We start from the raw sequence: 22,121 nt of genomic DNA on the forward strand, positions 1-22,121 counted from the left end.
AAGTAACAACACGGAGATAATAATATTTTGACAGTAAAATCTATACCAATAACCTCCGCCCAAGTGCGATCGCATCTTATTGATGCCTTACAACTTGACCTCATCGGACCCACACCGGATGATCTTGTCCACGCTGAAGAAATTTTAGATCAAGCACCATCCAAATGGTATCTAACAGGCTTTCTTGTCCCCTATGGTGCGCCTATGGAACAGCGCGGAGATGATACCGTTGATGACGATTTAGATGTAGTTCAAGGCGGTGGTGCAGGTGAAGATGAAAGTATTCCAGACAAACCATTCGCTAAGAAAGCTTTTTTCCCTTCCTCAATGGGTTTAAGTTTACTGGTTGCGGAAAATGCCAATCAACTTAATGTGACAGTGCAGTGGGGCGATTATTATCCGTTAAAAGATCATACCGCAAATAATGTTGGTGAAGCAGAAATTCTCTCACCCTCAGAAATAGAAACGATACCCGAATCAGAAGCACCAAATCACAATTTATCAGGGAACTGGAAGCGGATTCTCCGTCAAGCCCAAATAACCATTCCTCTAAAATTACCACTTCATCAAAGCCAATCTCCAAAAACTATTCCCATACCAGATCACCAGGGCTTACAAATTGTCGTCTCTATTCGTCCTGTAACATCCAAGGAACTTGTTCCTGGGGGGACTCGTTCAGTTTCCGTATTTCTGGTCAATAACCGCCTCCCCACCTCAGATAAAGAGTGTGATATTACCTATATTTTTCAAACCAGTTTAATCATCAATACCCCAGAACCATTAGTACCTCGTCCCAATTTACGCGGACGAGATCATCTGGATTGGGATGAAAACGTTGCTGATTTACAATATCGTGATGATTATGAATATGCTGTAGGTCATAACGTTTCTGCGATAGCACTCACAAATCCTGATGGTAGTTGTCAAGAAGTCCGTACCGCTTGGATACCAACCGCTGATGTAGAAAAGGTCATAGCTGCTGACGTAGAAAACGTTGAGTTGGGAATGGAAGCCCTAGCCGCCGCACCCACACCAGAAGCATTGCAAAATATGCTGAGTCCAATGGTAGGTGCTTACATTGATTGGATCAAAGAACAACGGGTAAAATGTCCCACCGAACCCAAACGGCAAAATGTCGCCCTAGATTTACTCCAACGTGGGGAAAATACAGCTAAACGCATCGCATCAGGTATCAAAGCATTAGGTAATCCCCAAGTATTTGCCTCCTTCTGTATTGCCAATCGCGCCATTGCTACAGCAATGCGCCAACGTGCTACTCACGGTAAAAATACTTCTCCCGAAAGGGAAACAGCCCCAAAATGGCGACCCTTTCAACTAGCGTTTTTACTAATAAACTTGCCAGGAATAGCCTACCCCGAAAATAGCGATCGCCAATTAGTTGATTTACTATTTTTCCCCACCGGTGGCGGTAAAACCGAAGCCTACTTAGGACTGGCTGCCTTTACCCTAGTTCTGCGACGACTGCGTTATCCCGGTATCAAATCCGCCGGTTTAAGCGTCCTCATGCGCTACACCCTGCGGCTGTTGACCCTCGACCAACTCGGAAGGGCGGCGACAATGATTTGCGCCTTAGAATTGGAACGCCAGAAAAACCCCCAGCAGTTAGGAACTTGGCCATTTGAAATTGGACTGTGGGTAGGACAAAGCGCAACACCCAACCGCATGGGCAAAAAAGGAGATAATGACGAAAACACTGCTAGAAAGCGGACTCTTGATTTCCAAAAAAATAACGGTAGCCCATCACCTATCCCTTTAGAAAGTTGTCCTTGGTGCGGGACAAAATTCAACCTTTACTCATTCCAATTAAAACCAAAACCCGAACAACCAAAAAATTTACAAATAGGTTGCGCCAATCGTCGCTGTAATTTCCAAGGTGATCATCCTTTACCAATAGTCGCCGTAGATGAATCAATATATCGCCGCTTACCTTGTTTTATTATCTCCACAGTTGATAAATTTGCCAGTCTGCCCTGGGTAGGAGAAACAGGTGCATTATTTGGACGAGTAGACCGCTACGACAATGATGGCTTTTACGGACCCACTCAAATAGGCTGTGGTAAACCCCTGGGCGGCTATTTACCACCACCAGATTTAATTATCCAAGACGAATTACATTTAATTTCTGGACCCTTGGGAACAATGGTAGGACTATACGAAACTGCCATTGATGCCTTGTGTAGCCAAGAAATAGACGGCAAAAAAATTCGTCCGAAAATAGTTGCTTCCACTGCCACAGTCCGCCGCGCCAGCAAGCAAATTCAAGCATTATTTGGTCGCAGTGAAGTTGATATATTTCCACCACCAGGACCCGATAAACGCAATTCCTTCTTTGCGAAAACTGTCCCCGCCACAGTCAAAAACGCCCGCACCTATGTAGGAATTGCGGCTCAAGGACGCAGTTTAAAAGTAGTATTATTGCGTACATACTTAGCCTTACTAGGTGCAGCTCAAAAACATTGGCTAGAACAAGGAGGAAAGAAAAATTCCCACAACCCAGCAGATCCTTACATGACACTGTTAGGTTACTTTAATTCCCTACGTGAACTCGGTGGCAGTCGGCGGATTGTGGAAGACGAAGTAAATTCTGGACTAGTGCGTTACAGCCAGCGCAAGCGAGTAGATGAAATATCCGGGATATTTGCTGGTCGTAAAATTGATGACGAACCAGAAGAATTAACTTCCCGTGTTAATACTAGCGATGTTGCCGATACTAAGCGGCGAATGGAATCAACCTTTGATCTAGAGGAAAAAGTTGATGTTGTTTTAGCAACAAACATGATTTCCGTAGGTTTGGATATTACCCGCTTGGGTTTAATGGTAGTTCTCGGTCAACCCAAGACAGCAGCCGAATATATCCAAGCTACCAGCCGCGTAGGACGGGCAGAGGAAAAACCAGGGTTAGTAGTCACTTTACTGAACATTCATCGTCCCCGCGATCGCTCTCATTATGAACGATTCGGTGCTTGGCATTCAACATTTTATCGAGCGGTAGAGGCAACTAGCGTAACTCCTTTTTCCCCTCGCGCTATTGATAGAAGTCTTGCAGCCATTACCGTAGCTTTAGCACGTCTCGGACACCCAAAAATGACAGCACCACGCCATGCTTTTGATATTACTCAACATCGTCAAGATTTAGATTTTGTCGTTGATACCATAACCCAGCGCGCAAAAATGCACGATAAAGAGCTTGATGTAATTGAAGCCGAAGCACTAAGTCAGAAGGTGAAAAACCAAGTTAAAGACTTGCTTGATTTGTGGGAACGTATCGCCAATAGCAGTAGCAAAATTAGCCTTCAATATCAACGGGAAGTAGGCGAAGCACCTGCACTAATATTTGACCCTCTCGACCCAGAATTAAACAACCAACCCCTAGAAGTACAAAAGAAATTCAAAGCCCAGCGAAGTTTGCGCGATGTTGAACCAACAGTTAATCTGTGGGTAATTAATCCTTATGGAAATGAGGTAGAGGAGGCAGGAAAATGAATAAATCTAGCAGAAAAAAATCACCACCAGGACAAGTTCGCCAAAGTCAAATTCTCTCTACCTTTGGACCTGGGGCAATGGTAGATTTACCGAAACATTCTGTGTTAATTGGTGGGTTAAATCATTGGCGTGGCGACAGAAAACTCATCTTTGAAGACCGTCTAGCGGCTAGAGTTGCCGAAATTTTAAAAGTCGCTCACATCAAACTCTATGCGCCACCAGTTGATGAACAAGACCCCAAAGCCGCCCGCACGGGGATTAATGTTTTTACTTTTCCCACTTGGTTTTTAGCCCAAGTCAGGGAAACTTGGTACGACAATAAAACCCAAAAAACCTACCGCACTCGCCCTTTGATACCTTGGGGTAATTTGGTCAGTGGTAAGTATCTTAATTCTGAGAAAAAATCAATCCCCGTTGTCCCCGTTCGCTTTGTCCAAGCCTGTGTGAAAGGACATATCAGCGATATTAATTGGTATCGTTTTGTACATAATGACTCTGGTAATAAATGTCGAGGTCAGCTATGGTTGGATGAAGGTGGTTCTGGTAACGACTTTGCGGAAATTTATGTTCGCTGCGAAGGCTGTAAAAATAAACGTCGTCCCCTTGCTAATGCTACAGTCCGCAATGGTAAAGTTTTAGGTGAATGTCAGGGACACCGCCCTTGGCTTGGTGATTTTGCCCAAGAACTGAGTTGTATTCGTGAATCCACCAAGCTACCAGAATACAATCGCTTATTAGTGAGGTCTGCTAGTAATGCTTATTTTTCCCAAGTTCTCAGCGTGATCTCTCTCCCTGATTCTGACGCACCTTTGCAAAACGCAGTAAATTCAGTCTATGAAAACTTTCTTCATTGTCTTGAAAGTATTGATGAGTTGAAAATGTACCGCAAAAATCCCAAAGTCTCCACAGCTTTAGAAGGATTTACCAATGAAGCCGTCTGGGAAGAAGTGCAACGAAAACAAAGACGACAAGAAAAACCACATAAAAGTATTAAGCAAGTAGAAATTGAGACACTACTTTCTAGTGCCGTCGAAATTGGGGAAGATGTACCAGAAGGTGATTTTTACGCCAGGTCACGTAGTTTAGATAATTTACAACCTACCTTTTCTGCCTGTATTGAACGAATTGTTTTAGTACATCGGTTACGGGAAGTAATTGCTCAGGTGGGTTTTACTCGCTTTGAGGCGGAAATGCCAGATATTGACGGCGAACTTGATATCAGCGTCAGGCGTGCTGCATTGGATATTGAACCTACTTGGGTGCCGGCAATTGAGAATAGAGGCGAAGGTGTATTTATTGCTTTCCGCAAGGAAGCTATTGAAAATTGGTTAAAGCGAGAAGCTGTCAAAAAACGGGGGCGAGAATTATCAAGAGGATTTGATATTTGGTGTGCGCGTAAAGGTATAGACCAGGAAAAGGAAAAAGTTAAGTTTCCCGGACTACCATATATTATGCTGCATTCATTATCACACTTATTAATTATGGCAGTATCACTAGAATGCGGTTATGCATCCAGTTCTATCCGCGAGCGCATTTATGCTAGTGAAGCTGGTTATGGAATTCTTTTATACACTGGCGCAACTGGGTCAGAAGGTACTTTAGGCGGACTGGTAGAAGTTGGCAAACGCATTGAATACCATTTGGAAGTAGCATTAGAGCAAGGAAGATTATGCTCCAATGATCCGGTTTGCGCCCAGCATAAACCAGATAATGAGCAAGAAGAGCGTTTTTTACATGGTGCTGCTTGTCATGGATGTTTACTGATTGCGGAAACATCTTGCGAACGGCGTAATGAATTTCTTGACAGAGCATTGGTAGTTGCCACTGTTGAAGGAACAGGAGCAGAATTCTTTGAGGATAAAGGAGGATGAAGAGTTTTCTTAACCTCAGTCGTCCAGCCCTGGTTAATTTAGCAACGGCTTTGGTGGCGATCGCTCTTCTACTTCCTAACAGCTAATTTAGCAATTTCAGAAAGTGGAGAAAATGGACTAAAAAAGTTTTTCTCGGAGCGACACAAAGTAATACGAAAATTGCCAATCACTCAAAATCATTTCCATCAAATTAATCAAATTAATCATAGTTCAGACCTTTAAAACCCACATTCCGCACCCTAAACTTTCACAGATCAAAAAAGCCAGCCAAGTAGTACATAATAACTAAAGACAACTCAAAGATTAAGATACTTAATGAGAAGAAGTAGCATTAGAAAGGGCATGGTGTGAGAAAGTGAAACTTGGTAACAAAAGAAAAAAATGAATTGATAACCAAATAAGAAATAATTGATGACAACAGAAATATTAGAGGCAACTGTTGTGAAATTAAAACCGCAAGAAATAGAAATTCAGAACATAGACCATCTAGGGATAGTAGCAGGAATAATAGATTCAATAGGAATAGTAGAAATAATAAATGAATTAATAGGAATCGAAAAAGACGAAAAAGTAAATGCAGGTCAAGTAGTAAAAGCCATGATCATAAACGGGTTAGGATTTGTATCCAAACCGTTATATATGTTTCCCAAATATTTTGAAACAATCGCCTGTGAACATCTAATAGGAGCAGGAGTAAAACCAGAATATCTCAACGACGATAAACTGGGGAGAGTCATGGATAAACTATTTATAAAAGGATTGGATACAATATTTTTTATCATCGCAGTAAAAGCAGCCAAAAAATTTGGAGTATCACTATCAACATCACACCTAGACTCATCATCAATGCACGTGCATGGGCAGTATAACACTAGCTTACCAGAAGTAATATTTGAGAATCAAAAAGTAGGAGATAACCAAGAATTAGAGGAATTAGCAGTAAAATCACCAAAAGAAATTACAATTACCTACGGTTACTCCCGTGACCACAGACCAGACTTAAAACAGTTCATTATAGAAATGATATGTTCAGGGGATGGAGACATCCCAATATTTTTAAAACTAGCATCAGGAAACCAAACAGATTCATCATGCTTTGGTCAAATAGCAGTAGAATATCAAAAACAATTAGAAGTTAATAGTCTCATTGTTGCTGATTCGGCATTATATACAGAATCAAACCTAAAAATGATGTCAGATTTACAGTGGTTATGTCGAGTACCATTAACCATAAAAGCAGCAAAATCATTAATATCAACAATACCAGAATCAGAATTTATTGATAGTACAATACCAGGATATAAATTAGCATCAAAAACCGAAAATTATGCCGGAATAGAACAAAGATGGCTAGTGGTACAAAGTCAAGAGAGAAGAGAATCAGACCTGCGTAAACTCACCCAAAAAATTATCAAAGCAGAATCAAAAGCTGTGCAAGATTTGAAAAAATTATCACAAGAAGAATTTGCATGTGTTGCAGATGCTATCAAAGCATTATCAAAATTATCAAAACAATTCAAATATCACCAAATTAACGTAAGTATTGTTACTCAAATCAAATCTAAGACAAAAGATTCTCCACAAGAAATATGTTACCAAATATCAGCTACAGTCTCCCAGGATGAAAGTAAAATTAATACAGAATTGCTGAGTGCGGGACGTTTTATTATTGCGACGAATGTTTTAGATTCAAAAGAACTTAGCGATGATTCCATGCTCAGTGAATATAAAGCCCAGCAGTCATGTGAAAGAGGGTTTGGTTTTCTCAAAGACCCATTATTTTTTGCAGACAGTATTTTCCTCAAAAGTCCTGAAAGAATAGAGTCTTTGGGAATGATTATGGGTTTATGTCTATTGGTTTATACTTTGGCTCAACGACAAATTAGAAATGCTCTGAAAGAGTCTAAATCAACAATTAAAAATCAATTAGGTAAAGCAACTAACCGCCCTACTTTACGCTGGATTTTTCAATGCTTTCAATGTATTCATTTGGTGACAATCAATCAGGAAGAATATATTTCTAATTGGAATCAGGACAGAGATTTTATCTTGCGTCTTTTACCAGATGATTGTTTACGTTACTATCAATTAGTCACCTAATTATTATCTCTATCAATTTAATTTTTCAAAAGTGAAGATGAGCTAATCTCTTTGATTTATAGCTCCATTTTACTATGTCTATAATTTCATTTTTATCCTGTAAATATTAGTCTATTTTATGATTTTTCTCTTGAATATCTTCTTTTATTTATATGTTGACCTCTCCAGGTGGTGTTCATTCTTATTGCTCCTTATTGAGAATGGGTTTTGATGCCATTTTTGGTGATTTACTGTTTCTCAAATGCCTTTTTTCACTGTATATGTCTGTTTTTATGCTAACTTTGATTTTTTATCTCCGTAATTTCCCTCTGGAACAGTTTGGGGTGCGGAATGTGGGTTGTAAAGGGGGGTAACAATAAAAATCCAGTTCCCTCCCCAAAGCATCGGGGAGGGTTAGGGTGGAGTAAAAAATATTTGATACATCAACCATAACTTTTAAAACACCCTCTTAGCAAGATAGAGTATTTATACGGCTATTTTAACAATATCTCTAAGATCGGCAATTCTTCCACTTAATATAGTGTGAGCCTAAGTACCTCCGGTGAGTGAGTACGCGAGTTCACTACAGAAAAATTGGAATCTCAGTTATTTATTATACTAAAAGCGGTTGAGACATGGACTTTTGTAAAATCACGAAAACCCCAGATTTGTAGGGGTTTAGCACTGCTCATTGGTGTCAACTTAGGCTACAAATAGCTTATTTGTTTAGCCTCCAAAACCGCCCGGAACTTAAGTTCCGGTCTAATAGCCAAAGTAAACTTCAGTTTACTAAAGAATTTAAAAATTTTTACGGTTATTTAGTCATCAAAAGACAACTTTTGCTATTAGACTAGGAATTAACTCCCAGTTGGGTTGTCGGTTTTGCGTTGAGTTGACACCTATGATCACTGCTAAACCCAAAGAACCTCATCCTCTGGAGGATAGTCGTCTTTGAAAAAATCACACAACAGCCAGGATGAGTCTACAATGGGGAATATTTTAAGTAATTGGACAAAAATATTTACAGTCATTGCGAGCGAAGGGAAGCAATCACAACCATTGGAATTGCTTCATTTCATTTTGTTCCATATGGCTAACGCAATGACATTGTGTAACTAATTCTGTCTCACTACTTACTAAAGCTGGCTTGTGCTATGTCAAAATCTTCCGTGCTAATAAAATAAGCTGAATTTCAAAATTCCCATCCCTGCTAGATGTTATTCAATCAGTCACTCGGTTTTGATTAAAACACTGAAACCGAGAAATTTTATTTAAAAATAATAATAATTTTTTTATACATAAGAATATTAAATTGTCAACTTAATTAGATTTATAGATCAAGAAGTGTAAAAATCTATGCAGTAGCAATTAAGATATTGATATTCACGCTTTATAGACGATGTCTACCTATCTCTAGGTGATTATGGCGAAACCAAAAAAAAATTCTGCTTCCATGAATTTGAGTGATCCACAATACTACATCAACCGTGAGTTAAGTTGGCTAGAATTTAATAATCGGGTCTTACATGAGGCTTGTGATCCCAGAACTCCTCTGTTGGAAAGGCTGAAATTTTTAGCCATTTTTAGTTCCAATTTGGATGAGTTCTTTATGGTACGAGTGGCAGGTTTAAAGCAACAGGTAGAAGCCACTGTTAATTTATTAACTCCTGATGGACGGACACCACAGAAACAACTAGATGATATTCGTTTGCATTTGAATCCCCAACTCAAAAAGCATAATGCGGAATTTGAGGAAGTGCTGCGACCACTGTTAGTCCAGCAGGGAATCTATATTCTCGATTACATAGAATTGAATCCCAAACAGCGAAGTTATCTAAATAACTATTTTGAAGAGCAGATTTTTCCAGTTCTGACTCCTCTTGCTGTTGATCCTAGTCATCCCTTTCCTCACATTTCTAATCTCAGTTTAAATCTAGCAGTGGTGGTCAAAAATCCTGATACAGAAGAGGAGTTTTTTGCCAGAGTTAAAGTTCCTCAAGTCTTACCAAGATTTTTGCCATTACCCCCAGAGTTGAGAGTTCAAGACAATGGGAAAATTGCTAACTGGTCAGGGATTCCCTTAGAACAAGCGATTCGCTCATAACCTAGAATCTCTTTTTCCTGGCATGAGTATCCAAGAATATCACCCCTTCCGCATTACCCGCGACGCTGATCTGGAATTAGAGGAAGATGAAGCCGACGACCTGTTATTAGCCATTGAACAGGAACTTCGCAAACGCCGCATGGGGGGGAATACCGTCAGGTTAGAAATTCGCTCCCAAACCCCTGCGTTAGTTCGTTCCCGTCTCTTAGAAGATTTAGGACTCACCAACAGCGATATTTATGAAGTTGATGGTCTGTTGGCATTGCGAGATTTAATGTACTTTCTGGCACTACCACTACCAGAACTTAAAGATCCCCCCCGTCAATCCGTCGTTCCTTCCCGCTTACAACGGCTCAGAGAACCCTGTATTGATACTGACGCTCTTGAACAAGAAGAAGGAAAAGACTTCTTTTCCATAATTCGAGAAAAAGATTTGCTAGTTCATCATCCCTATCAATCTTTCTCCGGGACAGTAGTGCGCTTTATTACTAGTGCCGCCCATGATCCCAACGTCTTAGCCATCAAAATGACTCTCTACCGGACTTCTGGAGACTCACCCATAGTTAATGCTTTAATTGCAGCAGCAGAAAATGGTAAACAAGTTTCCGTCCTAGTCGAATTAAAAGCCCGATTTGATGAAGAGAATAACATTTATTGGGCTAGACGTTTAGAAAGAGTTGGTGTTCATGTTGTCTATGGTTTAGTCGGTTTGAAAACCCATAGCAAAATCGTCTTGGTAGTGCGACGAGAAAAAGACAGAATGCGCCGTTATGTCCACATTGGGACGGGGAATTACAACCCCAAAACCGCACGACTCTATACAGATTTAGGCTTATTTAGTTGTCGAGAAGAATTAGGCGCAGATTTAACAGATGTGTTTAACTTCTTAACAGGCTACTCTCGCCAAAAATCCTATCGAGAAATTATGGTAGCACCTGTGAATATGCGCGATCGCTTTCTCGAATTAATTAAACGCGAAATTGACAACGTGCAAAACGGATTTTCCGGTCGCATAGTCGGCAAAATGAACGCCCTAGTTGACCCACAAATAATTTCTGCCCTGTACGAAGCATCCCGCGCTGGAGTTCAAATTGATCTAATTATTCGGGGAATATGTTGTTTGCGTCCCGGACTACCAAATCTCAGCGACAACATTCGCGTTATCAGCATTATTGGCCGCTTTTTAGAACACTCCCGCATATATTACTTCTACAATCATAACCAAGAAGAAATATATATCGGCAGCGCAGATTGGATGCGGCGTAATTTAGATCGTCGCGTCGAAGTTATTACCCCCATCAAAGACCAAGAAATTGCCAAAGATTTACAAGAAATCTTAGGGATTATGTTAGCAGATAATCGTCATGCCTGGGAATTACAACCTGATGGCAATTATACCCAAAGATGCCCAGGTGATAACTGTCCAGAAGCCAATTCTCAAAAAACAATTATGTCTATGGCTTTACGTTCCGCCGGCATAAGTTAGACTCTCAATAGTTGCAGCAAAAGTGAATCATCACCTCAAATTCTGATAAGGTAAGCATATCTGAATTTACATACCCTCTTGTCAATTCTTCATCTTTCCCCTGACTTCTATCCATGACTTAAGTAGGTTGGCGTTGAAAATTGTCGTTATAAGTAATTGGACAAAAATATTTACAGTCATTGCGAGGGAAGGGAAGCAATCACAACCCTGGCGATTGCTTCATTTCACTTCGTTCCCTATGGCTAACGCCACGCTGCGCTAACGCAATGACATTGTGTAATTAATTCTGTCTCACTACTTATTTTGAAGATAATGTGGTTCTTCGGTTATTTTTATGGAAAACCTGGTTCAAAATCATTGAAAGCCCTATTGTGTAGACATTTCATTGAAAATATGGAAATAATTGTTTATAACCCTTGTCTCGTAAGGGTTTTGTTATCATCAATCCTCAATCACCATAAACGAGACACAAGAGCCATAATGTCCGATCATCCTATACCAATTTCCTAATCAGTGCATCTACTACATTAATGGTATGCAAAAATCGCATAAAATTTAACTTTTAGCCCCCAAAATTCACTCATCAGACAGAGTACATTTAGAACTCGCATTCATAAACTATAGTCATACATATTTATTATTTTTTGGAAATGTTAATGTTGTCCAAAGAGCCTTCTAAATTGCGCCTTCTTATAGTTGATGATCATGAACTCACACGTTTAAGTCTGCAACTAATTTTTTCTATTCAAGAAAATATTCACGTTGTTGGTTTAGCTAGTAATGGTCAAGAAGCTATAGACATGGTTAAATGCCATCAACCTCATGTGATCATTCTCGATTTACAAATGCCGATTATGGATGGTTGGTCAGCATCTAATTACATTAAAGCTATATCTCCAAATACTCAAATTTTGGCTTATTCCTCAATAGATGAATCATATTTTCATAACTATAAAACTAAACATAAATTTGATGAAGTTTGCACAAAAGATATTTCCACAAAAGAACTCATTAACTTAGTGAGAAAATTAGGCAACAAACTTGGGTATTCTTTATTTTTTGAAGAAAGATTGCACTCTGCTTAATTTTCCTTTTAGATTGGGTTAAGAGGATGTTTTAAAAGTTTTTAATGTATTAATAAACCCCTCTGCAAACCTCTCTAGTAGTCTGTCAACCCGAAAATGACGGGTGAAGGCAAGCAGGGGGAGAAGAGAGGCACCGGTGACAGGGGAGGGAAGAACAGAAGTTTTTTCCGATCATTACCCGTCAAAATAAATTTGACCAACTACTAGTAGATTCTGACCATGAAAAATTCAGAAAGTAGGGGCGCAGGGTCTGCGCCCAGAAACGATTTATTAATTAATAACAGCATGAAATTTATTTAGGGCTTGCTGAATAAATTGTCTGTGAGGGCAGGGAACTCTTAACTGGGAACAGTTTTAACTATCTGGATATCCTCAATTTTCCAAATCCGACAAAGAAAAATGCACCTAAGTAATTGGACAAAAATATTTACAGTCATTGCGAGGGAAGGGAAGCAATCACAACCCTGGCGATTGCTTCATTTCACTTCGTTACATATGGCTAACGCTGCGCTAACGCAATGACATTGTGTAACTAATTCTGTCTCACTACTTATCTTGAGACACCATGAGCTAATTATCAATTACCTTCACTATTGCTTATAGGTTGGATTAAGCGACAGTACAATCCAACGCATTTATTGGATCTTGTCTCTCAAACCAACCTACGAATCAAGACTTTCTTCAATTTGTCAAAGGTATTGTAATTATCAATTACCTTTTTTCCTGCCTAAATTGACATAACTAACAACTTAGGTTAATTATTTCTCGTTTCAGGAATAGTCCGTTTAAACTCATCAAGTAAATCATCTAATTCTTCCAAAGCTTGATTCACATCAACTCTTAAAGTTCCTAGATTGGGTTGTTCCAATAAACTCAGCAACCGCTCACGTTTATCTTGAACAGTGCTAATTCGGTCTTTAATTGTCTGAATATCCATTTTTCTGCTGCCCATTTTGAAACACTTCAAATCTAAAGTTAACGCAAAAAGTAAAAATCTCCATATCCCCTTTCCCAATTTGTCACCAATGAGCGATGATAATAAAAGATGAAAATAAATTATACTAATCTCAAATTATGCTCGGCAGAATTTCTTTAGGAACACTTGGCTTAACAATAGGTGCTATACTGACCATAACAGGTTTTGTTGCCTACTTTGTAGATAATGCCACCCTTAATCTAGTCGGATTTTTCTATGGATTTCCGCTATTGCTGGGAGGTTTAGCCCTGAAAGCCAATGAACTTAAACCTGTACCGTTCAGCAAAACTAGCACACCATCCATCCTAGAACTCAGAAAGGAACAAGCAACAGTTACACAGACTAAAATCCGCAAAGACATCACCCGCAACTGTTATGGGCAAAAAGCTCATTTAGATGTAGCCCTAGCCTATCTAGGTTTAAGTCCCACCGACGAAGAAAGACCAATCGTCACCGGTTTGCGAGAAACCGAAATCAATGGCGCTTATACCTTAATTCTAGAATTTGATTCACCACTAATCACCTTTGATACCTGGCAGCAAAAGCAGGAAAAAATGACTAAGTATTTTGGTCCAGGTGTAGAAGTCAGTATTAAACAGCCTAGAGAGGACTATATTGAACTGTCCTTGATGAAAATTTAACCTAAAACCTCTATCCCGCAAGGAACTCAAGTTCCTTGCTAATAGCGCAAGTCATCTAAAGATGACTAAACACTTAAAAAAGATTCTAGTCCGTTAAAACGGACTTCAGCTATTAGACAGGGAATTTATTCCCTGGCGGTTGTCTGGCTGGCGGGTGTCTTAAACTTAGCTACTAGTATAACTATCTTAGTATAGTATAAGCATCCCTAGAAATACCCACCATCGTAACCGTTCAGGGGGGTAGGAGAGCGATAGCTACGCTCGCCGCAGGCATCGTAAAAAATTCCCCCAAAAATCTGTTAAATTAAGTGACATGGAACAAAAGCGCGTCAATCACTTAGAACAGATACCCCAGGAAGATTGGGGAAAGACTCTAACCAGCGTCAAAAAACTGGTGGAGGAAATGGCGCAGCAAATAGAACAACAGGAAAAGAAAATAGCAGAAGTCCTGACAGTTCAAGAACAATTATTAGAAAAAATCAATCGAACTTCCGTTAACTCATCATCACCACCCTCAAGTGACCCACCGGGATTTGGAAAAAAGCCACAAAAGACAAAAAGCACTAAAAAAAGAGGCGGTCAACCAGGACATAAAGGAAATGGTCGGGACTTATACCCCATAGAAGAATGCAAGGAAGTAAGAGAACATCACCCAGAAGAATGTACCAATTGTGGAGCAGCCCTGACTGGAGTTGATACCAACCCCTATCGTCACCAGATAGTAGAAATTCCCCCCATCAATCCCATCGTCATAGAACATCGTCTACACCAATTGACCTGTAATGGATGTGGTACTAAAACTCGTGCAGTATTACCAGAAGATGTGAACCCAAGTGGCTACGGGGTAATAGTAGTAGCACTAGTAGCATTGCTAAGTGGAGCATATCGCCACAGTCAAAAAATGGTACAAAGTGCCATGCAAGAAGTATTTGGAATCTCAATGTCATTGGCTTTTCATCAACAAATTACGAATGGAAGCGAGTAACGCCGTAGCAAATAGTGTAGATGAAGCCAAACTCTATATCCAAAACGCAAACATCCTGGGAGCGGATGAAACCAGCTTCAATCAACGAAATATTGATGGTCTCAATCCTGAACAAAGAAAAGCTTGGCTATGGGTTGCAGTCACACCCCTAGGAATTTGACACTCCCCGGTCTAAAGACGCGGGGATTCTTAATCGAATAATTGTCAAGACAACTGCTCGAATAATATCCGCTTTTCAGGTATTACCTTTCGCTTATCTGCAATTTTTTTATGTAGCTTGACAACTATTTTCCCAGCTTTTTTGCGATTGTTAGAACCCTTGACTTTACGATTAACTCGGCGCTGTCTAATTCTTAATTGACGGCGAATTTTCTTATTAGTTGCCAGATGAGGATTTTCAATAAACGAACCATCAGACAAAGAAATTAATTTATTAATTCCTACATCAATACCTACTGCCGACTTAACGGTTTCAATTCCTGTAACTTCAGGTAAAGATTCAGGCAAGTTGAGCAATCCCCTTGTGGATTAAATAACTTACAATTCTAAATGTTGTTGTGGTTTAGCAGTATAGTTCCACTGTGGCAAAAAATCATCAAAGAAAATCTCCATTGTTTCTTTAAAACCCTCAGCAACTTTCTTACCGGTTTGGTAGGCTTTATCAATGATGGTCGTAAAAACCTGTAACCCTTTCTGAGTAGTAGCTTTTGCCATCAGTTTAGCAACAGTGTTAACACTGTCGAAAATAACACCTTTACAAGCCCGACTTAGATGTGGAAACAGTCGATGCTCAATCGGATTGTACTTAGATGTATAAGGAGGATAGTGAGCAATGCGAATTTCAATTCCAATTTCATTCACCAAAGCTTGTAATGCTTCTTTGAATACATAGTAACGAGAACTGTTGCTACCACCACCATCACATAACAGTAGTATAGATGTAGCCAATTGGTAGCGGTTTTTGCCATAATTATTCCACCAATAACGGATTGAATCACAGGCAAATTCGCTGGTGTCATGGCTAGTACCAATTTGTATAAAACCAATGTTATCCTTTAAATCATATAACCCATGTGGAATTATCCAATCCCCCCGTACCCAAGCTTTTTTGCTTCAATCGCTGCATACCGCCTACGGTCTTTTTCCGATAGAGATTCATAGTAATATTGCATCTGCTTTTCTAGTATTGGAGAGTAGATTTCTATCACGATATTGTTCCCTAATACCTACTTCTTTAGTCTACTATACCCCTGTCACAACTTCTGCATTTTATTTAATCCACATTCCTTAACGAAAATTTCCACGTAAAGAACCTATTGTATAAAACCAAAAAATCATTGAAAATGTTGGGTTTCGTTCCGATTGCTCCGCAACGCTAACGCGAACAACCCAACCTTGTATCTTAGAGGTATGTTAGAAGAAGTGGTAGACCGTCCCAACCTGGGTCAGAAAAGACCGCTTTGTAGCAAGGATCACCACAACAATCTCCATGACAGAACTCGAACAGTCGCCTGGGGTAAAAACTATGAACAAAGACATAGATAATATAGCCCGTATCGTGCAAGGATGAGTGAAATCAAGGGGATGAATAAAAACAAAACAAATTAAAAAGAAGTAATTGAAATTGGAGAGTTAAAAATGGATTATATCTCCCAATAGGTAGGCATTGACGTAAGTAAAGCAACACTTGATGTTTATATCCGTCCAATGGGTAAAGCATTTCAATTTGCTAATACTGAAACAGAAATAGCTAATCTAGTTAAGCAACTTCAATCTAACGATTTAAACCTAATCGTACTGGAAGCAACAGGAGGACTAGAAACAGAATTAATCATTCAATTGCAAGCGGCTCTTTTACCAGTAGCATTAATCAATCCTCGTCAGGGAAGAGACTTTGCTAAAGCTACAGGTAAGTTAGCCAAAACCGATGCCATTGATGCACAGATTTTGGCGCATTTCGGTGAAGCAATGAAACCGGAGGTGTTAGCAATCGAAAGTGAAATGTCACGTCAATTAGGCGAATTAATTAGTCGCCGAAGACAATTAGTAGAAATGTCTACAGCGGAAAAGAATCGCCGTGACCGCGCTCGTGGTAAAGCTTTGACAGATATTGAATCCCATATTGATTATCTTGAGCAACATCTTCAACAACTCAATCAAGAAATTGAGACGTTGACCCAAAATAATCAACAATGGATTGATAAAGTCAATCTACTCAAAACTACTCCTGGCATTGGTCAAGTAATTTCTACCACTTTAGTTTCTGACTTACCAGAATTAGGTCAATTAACTGCCAAACAAATCTCTCGCTTAGTTGGTGTTGCACCAATTAATCATGATAGTGGTCAGCACAAAGGTAAGCGCATGATTAATGGTGGTCGCGCCCATGTTCGTGCCATTCTTTATATGGGTGCTGTTGTTGCCATGCGTCATAATCCTGTTATCAAAACTTTTTATGAGCGCTTGGTTGAACGTGGTAAACCCAAAAAATTGGCCATTACTGCTTGCGTTCATAAAATGTTAGTTATTTTAAATGCGATGATTCGAGATCATCTTCCTTGGTCTATTTCTCAAGACTCACAACCAATTTCTGCATAAAGTTCTACTGTCGTTTTTATACCTCCAATCTAGTTTGGTAATTTATGGCAACCTATAATTTACCTGTTTTGTTCTGTTCTGTTTTTCTCCTCTATTTTCTGACTTTTTTCCTAGACTTTAAATTTTTCCTTAACGATCGCTTGACAATCAAGACAGTCGCTACGTATTTTTGTTTTTTAGTCTTAACCGAACAGTATTGGGGGACAAGAAGATTATGTCGTATAAACCAATTCGGTTTTCCTTATTCCCACCCACGTCAAAAGTATGAACACAAATGGAACATAGGCGATAATCTACTTTGAGAGCAATATGGCGGATGAGTATGTTATGAAACACTCAAAGAATTATTAGGCTCTATTTTCGGAGATGCTTCTGGTGTCATGGGTGCAGATATCTCTTCGGGGTGAGAGTCTTCTGTGTCCAGATTAAGTGTTGAGGGACGAATGGCGTTGATGATACTTTTAATAACCACGGCGCAGGGAACAGCGACAATTACGCCTAAAAGTCCGCCAATTCTCGCTCCAGTTAAGACAGAAATTAAAATCCACACGGGGTTTAACCCAGTAAAACTACCTAAGATTCGGGGTGCAATCAGATTTTCCAGAATTTGCTGGACAATTATGGCTGCTATTAATACCCTTACGCCCATAGAAACATCTTGAAGTGAGACTAAAGAGGTGGTAAGGGCGATACCTACAGAACCACCAAAGGGGATAAGTGCCATGACTCCAATCGTTAACCCAAATAATAGACCAAAGGGAACTTTTAGCCATAAAAAGGTGGGAATTAGGGCAGAGGCCATGCAGGTTGAGAGGATTAGTTGGGTGATAAAAAAGTTTTGAAAGCTTAAACGAACTGTTTGGGAAAAGGGGGCGCGAAATTTAGCAGGTAGCCATTCTACTAAACTTTGCCAAAGTTCACCGCCATGCTGTAATAAATAAAAGGTTAATACCATTGTCAGCAGGAAATCGAGCAGACTGGTAACAGTGATCACAGCTAAATTTAGCACCTGTCCGGCGATCGCCTGTAATTGTCCTTTGACGCGATCGTTGATTTGTGCGGCTAAAGCATCGAGGTTGATTGGTAAACCAGCGCCTTCTGCTTTTTCATTGAGGATCATTAATTGAGAACGTCCTGAGTCTATTAAGTCTGGTAACCGCGCCACCAGTTGTTGAGCTTGAGTCAGGGCGAGAGGAAACAGGGTGACACCTAGAGCTAATAAAATGGATAATGCTAACAAAAATACAAGAATGGCTACTTGCTCTCGTTTCGCTCCGTGATTTTCCATCCAACTCACGGGGTAGCTGAGTAAAAATGCTAATACGGAAGCTCCGACTAAAATAACAATCAGGGAGTGAAAATAATTGAAAATTGCGGCAATAGCCCAACCATTCAGAACTAATAGGGGCGCAAGTAGGGCGATCGCTAAAAATCTGGCTATAGGTGTCAGTGTTTGCCACCAATTGAGTAGCTTGCGTGTCTGCATTTTTAAGTAATTACACTATATAACTAAATGGGTTTCTGCTTGACCAAGTATTAATCTCGTTGAGGCAGATAATAGGTGATGAAAATTATCAATTATTAATTGCCTCCTACCTAACAAGTAACTTAAGTTATTTATCTCTAACTTAACGACTATTATTCACCATCTCTAGTTTATGATCACATCAACCACTATGGATAACTTGCCCTCAAAAGATACAGATATCTCAAAAACACAACTCGTTCTGTATTTGATTCCCATTATCGGCTTTTTTCCCTCCCTGTGGACTCTCTATCAGCGGCAGGGTAGTCGGGATCAACTGGCAATCAGTCGTTTGTCTATTACCTTGGCTTTTATCTGGATGTTAGGTTATTTATTGTTAACTACTGGATCAGCAACGAATTTTTTGACACTTCGCTTTTTAATCCTCAATAGTTTCCTGACTTCTGGTTATTTTTTAGTGAGTATTTGGTTGATTTTTCGGGTCATTCAAGGTAAATCCTCCCGTTTACCGGGATTTAGCAACTTGGCAGAACGAGTATGGCGGAAATATTAACCGGGGAACAGGGGGCAGGGGCAGGGGAGCAGGGAGCAGGGAGCAGGGAGCAGGGAGCAGGGGGTATAAATTTATTTACTTCCTTCTTCCTTCTTCTTTCTTCCTCCTGACTCCTGACTCCTGACTCCTTGACTCCTGCTGCAATTAAAAGGAATTTAGTTCATGATTACCATATTTAGCAGTTTTTTATAGCAAACTGATCAAGAGTTGGCTATTATAGTCTGATTTGTTTTAGATGTATTGATCGGCAAATTTAGTTTATTTAAAATCGTAGGTGAGAGGAAGTCTGTGACTAGTCAAAAAACAACAGCAGCACAACAAAGAGCAGCAAAAGCTAAATATAAGGGTCAAGGAAAAAATTCTCGCCCGTCTAAATCGGGACGGTGGCTATGGTTTGCGGTGGGTATGGGGGGGATTGCCATAGTATCAGGACTTGCAGGGGCATTATTAGCTGTTTCTTGGGAAAGTACGCCTTTACAACAAGCTCAACTTAGTCCCCAGGAAGAAGCAGTATTTGATAGCGACAGTATTTCTGGCAATGGGTTACAATTTTCTCAGCTAACTCGTCCTGTTAATATCCTGTTAATGGGTATGAGTGTACTACCTCCAGATGTCCAAAATCCCCCATCCGAAACCAAAAATCTGCGTTATTTGCCCCAGATTAACTCTTTTGACGGTCTTTCTGATGTGATGCTGCTGGTCAAATTTGATCCAGAGACCAAAAAAGTAGTCATGCTTTCTGTTCCTAGAGATACCCGTACACAAATTGAAGGGCATGGAGTCAAAAAAATTAATGCGGCTAATGTGGATGGTGGTCCAGCTTTGACGGCGAAAACCGTTAGTAATCTTTTGGGTGGAGTAGGAATTGATCGCTACGTTCGGATTAATGTCTTGGGTGTTAGTAAGCTAATTGAAGCTTTGGGCGGAGTGAATATTTATGTCCCCAAAGATATGAAATATCGGGACGATTCCCAGCATTTATACATTAATTTAAAAGCGGGTCAACAACATCTCAATGGTGAACAAGCGTTGCAATTACTCCGCTATCGCCATGATGAATTGGGCGATATTGGGCGAATTCAGCGGCAGCAAACGGTGTTGCGGGCTTTAATCGAACAGACTCTTAACCCGACAACCATCACGAAATTACCAGATATTCTCAATGTGGTTAAGGAAAATATTGATACCAACTTATCCGTTGAAGAATTAATAGCACTGGTTGGTTTTGGTTCAAAAATCAATCGCGCAAATATGCAAATGTTAATGCTGCCTGGACGCTTTAGCGAAAATCGTGAGTTTGATGCCAGCTACTGGGTTCCAGATGGGCGGAATATTGCTAAATTAATGACTCAGCATTTTGGTCTAGAAGCAAAGACGACAGAAACATCATTTAGTGAGCCTGGTCGTTTGCGTGTAGCTATTCAGGATAGTACAGGAGGCGATAGCGAAGCGCGACCTAGGAATCGCTCTCAATTGCGTCCCCTCATTAAAACATTGGAGAAAGCCGGCTATACCAATATCTTCGTCTCTAAACCCTGGGGACAACCCTTAGATGTAACCCACATTGTCGCTCAACAAGGAGACGGAGACAGTGCCGAATCAATTCGTAGTTTGTTGGGATTTGGAGAAGTGCGCGTAGAAAGCACAGGTAATATTGGTTCAGATATTACTATCCAAGTAGGTAAGGATTGGTTTCAAAATCAAGCGATTTTCCAAAATTCTACCCGTCCGTAATCATAATTTGAGTATCAATTTCCGATTCATCCTTGAGAGGTTCAGATTTCCGATTTCTTTGAGAAGTCGGGGATTTTGTTGATAATTGGTAATTAGACATCTCCAAAAAAGATTGTAGAGACGTTCCATGGAACGTCTCTACAGGGTTTTCAGGTCAAGTATCTTTAATTTTTGGAGATGTCTATTGGTGATGAAATGTAGTTATTCACTCCCCCCCCTCTAAAATTATCGAAACCCTTGATCTCTCGTTAAAGATAGGGGGGGAGTGTGAACAGTTACGATGAAATTCTAGGTTTCATCCTGTTCATCCTTTAATCCTGGACATCCTGATTCTGACAGTTTCTCTAATATGCTCGAAAATTATTATATGAGTTAAAACTGAATGATGAAACAGCCTTGGGGTGCAATACAAGTAAAAAAGGTGCTGTGCGCTATGATTTCGGGTGTGGGGGTCGGGATGATCTTTTGGGGGTGTAATGCTAATAACCCCCAGATTCAAGATACAAGATGGAATATATATGGAAATAAGCGTTATGGTTTTGAGTTTCCTTATCCGCATACTTGGCAGGTGTTAGGAAACCCAGACAATAGTGATGGTGTTGTTTTAGTTTCACCAAACCAAAAGAATGTGGAAATTCGTGCTTATGCAAGTAAGCCTGTATTAAAATCCTTAACTGAAAATTCTCAGCCAGTCCCTAATTTTCGGACTCACCAAGGTTTTGCTGGGGTATTGGCTGTAGATGCGGGGGAAAAGGTGACTGTGATCAAATTGACTATTAGCCAAGAGAAATTGGAGTATCACTGGCAAGGACAAAGCGGTAGCAAAGACTTTCCAAATTATTATCGGCTGTTTTATCACATCGCCCAGGAGTATAAAATTAGTCAGTAGTTAGTGGTTAGTTGTCAGTAGTTAATGGTTAGGTAAGGGACAGAAGTAATTTTGAATTTTGGATTTTGGATTTTGGATTTATTTACTGCCTTAGTGAGAATTTAATGATGAAGAGGGGACACAAACCTGA

The 22,121-nt window shown here is 39.9% G+C and carries 15 protein-coding genes and 1 pseudogene; 12 read left to right on the top strand and 4 right to left on the bottom strand.

Features of this window, described 5'->3' with window-relative positions; all coding sequences use genetic code 11:
- Positions 1-27 precede the first annotated feature (27 nt).
- From drmA to NG743_RS09035, 5 genes and pseudogenes are all read left to right on the top strand, one after another.
- Positions 28-3,504, top strand: coding sequence for a DISARM system helicase DrmA (drmA, locus tag NG743_RS09015; protein ID WP_257121873.1), 3,477 nt, complete (start codon positions 28-30; stop codon positions 3,502-3,504).
- Positions 3,501-5,375 (top strand): MrfA Zn-binding domain-containing protein, encoded by a 1,875-nt coding sequence (drmB, locus tag NG743_RS09020; RefSeq protein ID WP_257121874.1) that lies wholly within the window; start codon positions 3,501-3,503, stop codon positions 5,373-5,375. Before drmA ends, drmB begins: the two co-directional genes overlap by 4 nt.
- Positions 5,376-5,786: 411 nt before the next feature.
- Complete coding sequence (locus NG743_RS09025; protein ID WP_257121875.1) at positions 5,787-7,475, top strand: IS1634 family transposase; 1,689 nt, start codon at positions 5,787-5,789, stop codon at positions 7,473-7,475.
- Positions 7,476-8,877: 1,402 nt separating this feature from the next.
- A pseudogene (ppk1, locus tag NG743_RS09030) lies at positions 8,878-11,044 on the top strand (polyphosphate kinase 1).
- 650 nt (positions 11,045-11,694) lie between these two features.
- Positions 11,695-12,129 carry a response regulator gene (locus NG743_RS09035; RefSeq protein ID WP_027403801.1) on the top strand — a complete coding sequence of 145 codons (435 nt, stop codon included), beginning with the start codon at positions 11,695-11,697 and terminating at the stop codon, positions 12,127-12,129.
- A 754-nt stretch (positions 12,130-12,883) separates the two neighbouring features.
- On the opposite strand, the gene NG743_RS09040 is transcribed toward NG743_RS09035, so the two are convergent.
- Positions 12,884-13,066, bottom strand: coding sequence for a hypothetical protein (locus NG743_RS09040; protein WP_027403802.1), 183 nt, complete (start codon positions 13,064-13,066; stop codon positions 12,884-12,886).
- A gap of 137 nt (positions 13,067-13,203) precedes the next feature.
- On the opposite strand from NG743_RS09040, the gene NG743_RS09045 reads away from it, so the two are divergent.
- The 3 genes from NG743_RS09045 (at position 13,204) to NG743_RS09055 (ending at position 14,891) form a co-directional block, all read left to right on the top strand.
- On the top strand, positions 13,204-13,746 hold the full coding sequence (locus NG743_RS09045; RefSeq protein WP_027403803.1) for a DUF2854 domain-containing protein: 543 nt from the start codon (positions 13,204-13,206) through the stop codon (positions 13,744-13,746).
- Positions 13,747-14,059: 313 nt separating this feature from the next.
- A complete protein-coding gene (locus tag NG743_RS09050; protein WP_257121876.1) occupies positions 14,060-14,731 on the top strand; it encodes an IS66 family transposase zinc-finger binding domain-containing protein in 672 nt (223 codons plus the stop codon).
- The gene (locus NG743_RS09055; RefSeq protein ID WP_257121877.1) at positions 14,718-14,891 is read left to right on the top strand and encodes a hypothetical protein; all 174 of its coding nucleotides are present in this window, start codon (positions 14,718-14,720) and stop codon (positions 14,889-14,891) included. Before NG743_RS09050 ends, NG743_RS09055 begins: the two co-directional genes overlap by 14 nt.
- Positions 14,892-14,935: 44 nt before the next feature.
- Here the strand turns inward: NG743_RS09055 and NG743_RS09060 are convergent, their stop codons facing one another.
- Together NG743_RS09060 and NG743_RS09065 are read right to left on the bottom strand one after the other, a co-directional pair.
- A complete protein-coding gene (locus tag NG743_RS09060; RefSeq protein ID WP_257121878.1) occupies positions 14,936-15,238 on the bottom strand; it encodes a transposase in 303 nt (100 codons plus the stop codon).
- 30 nt (positions 15,239-15,268) lie between these two features.
- A complete protein-coding gene (locus tag NG743_RS09065; RefSeq protein ID WP_306459848.1) occupies positions 15,269-15,814 on the bottom strand; it encodes an ISAzo13 family transposase in 546 nt (181 codons plus the stop codon).
- Between the two features lie 582 nt (positions 15,815-16,396).
- On the opposite strand from NG743_RS09065, the gene NG743_RS09070 reads away from it, so the two are divergent.
- Complete coding sequence (locus NG743_RS09070) at positions 16,397-17,329, top strand: transposase (protein ID WP_257122135.1); 933 nt, start codon at positions 16,397-16,399, stop codon at positions 17,327-17,329.
- Positions 17,330-17,654: 325 nt separating this feature from the next.
- On the opposite strand, the gene NG743_RS09075 is transcribed toward NG743_RS09070, so the two are convergent.
- Positions 17,655-18,815 (bottom strand): AI-2E family transporter, encoded by a 1,161-nt coding sequence (locus tag NG743_RS09075; protein WP_027403804.1) that lies wholly within the window; start codon positions 18,813-18,815, stop codon positions 17,655-17,657.
- A gap of 172 nt (positions 18,816-18,987) precedes the next feature.
- On the opposite strand from NG743_RS09075, the gene NG743_RS09080 reads away from it, so the two are divergent.
- The 3 genes from NG743_RS09080 (at position 18,988) to NG743_RS09090 (ending at position 21,991) form a co-directional block, all read left to right on the top strand.
- Complete coding sequence (locus NG743_RS09080; RefSeq protein WP_152540485.1) at positions 18,988-19,368, top strand: hypothetical protein; 381 nt, start codon at positions 18,988-18,990, stop codon at positions 19,366-19,368.
- A 288-nt stretch (positions 19,369-19,656) separates the two neighbouring features.
- On the top strand, positions 19,657-21,102 hold the full coding sequence (locus NG743_RS09085; protein ID WP_027403806.1) for an LCP family protein: 1,446 nt from the start codon (positions 19,657-19,659) through the stop codon (positions 21,100-21,102).
- Positions 21,103-21,484: 382 nt separating this feature from the next.
- Positions 21,485-21,991, top strand: a complete 507-nt coding sequence (locus NG743_RS09090; RefSeq protein WP_027403807.1) for a hypothetical protein — start codon at positions 21,485-21,487, stop codon at positions 21,989-21,991.
- Positions 21,992-22,121: the final 130 nt, after the last annotated feature.

Origin of the sequence: Dolichospermum heterosporum TAC447 (assembly GCF_024584745.1) — a bacterium.
Classification (GTDB): domain Bacteria; phylum Cyanobacteriota; class Cyanobacteriia; order Cyanobacteriales; family Nostocaceae; genus Dolichospermum; species Dolichospermum heterosporum.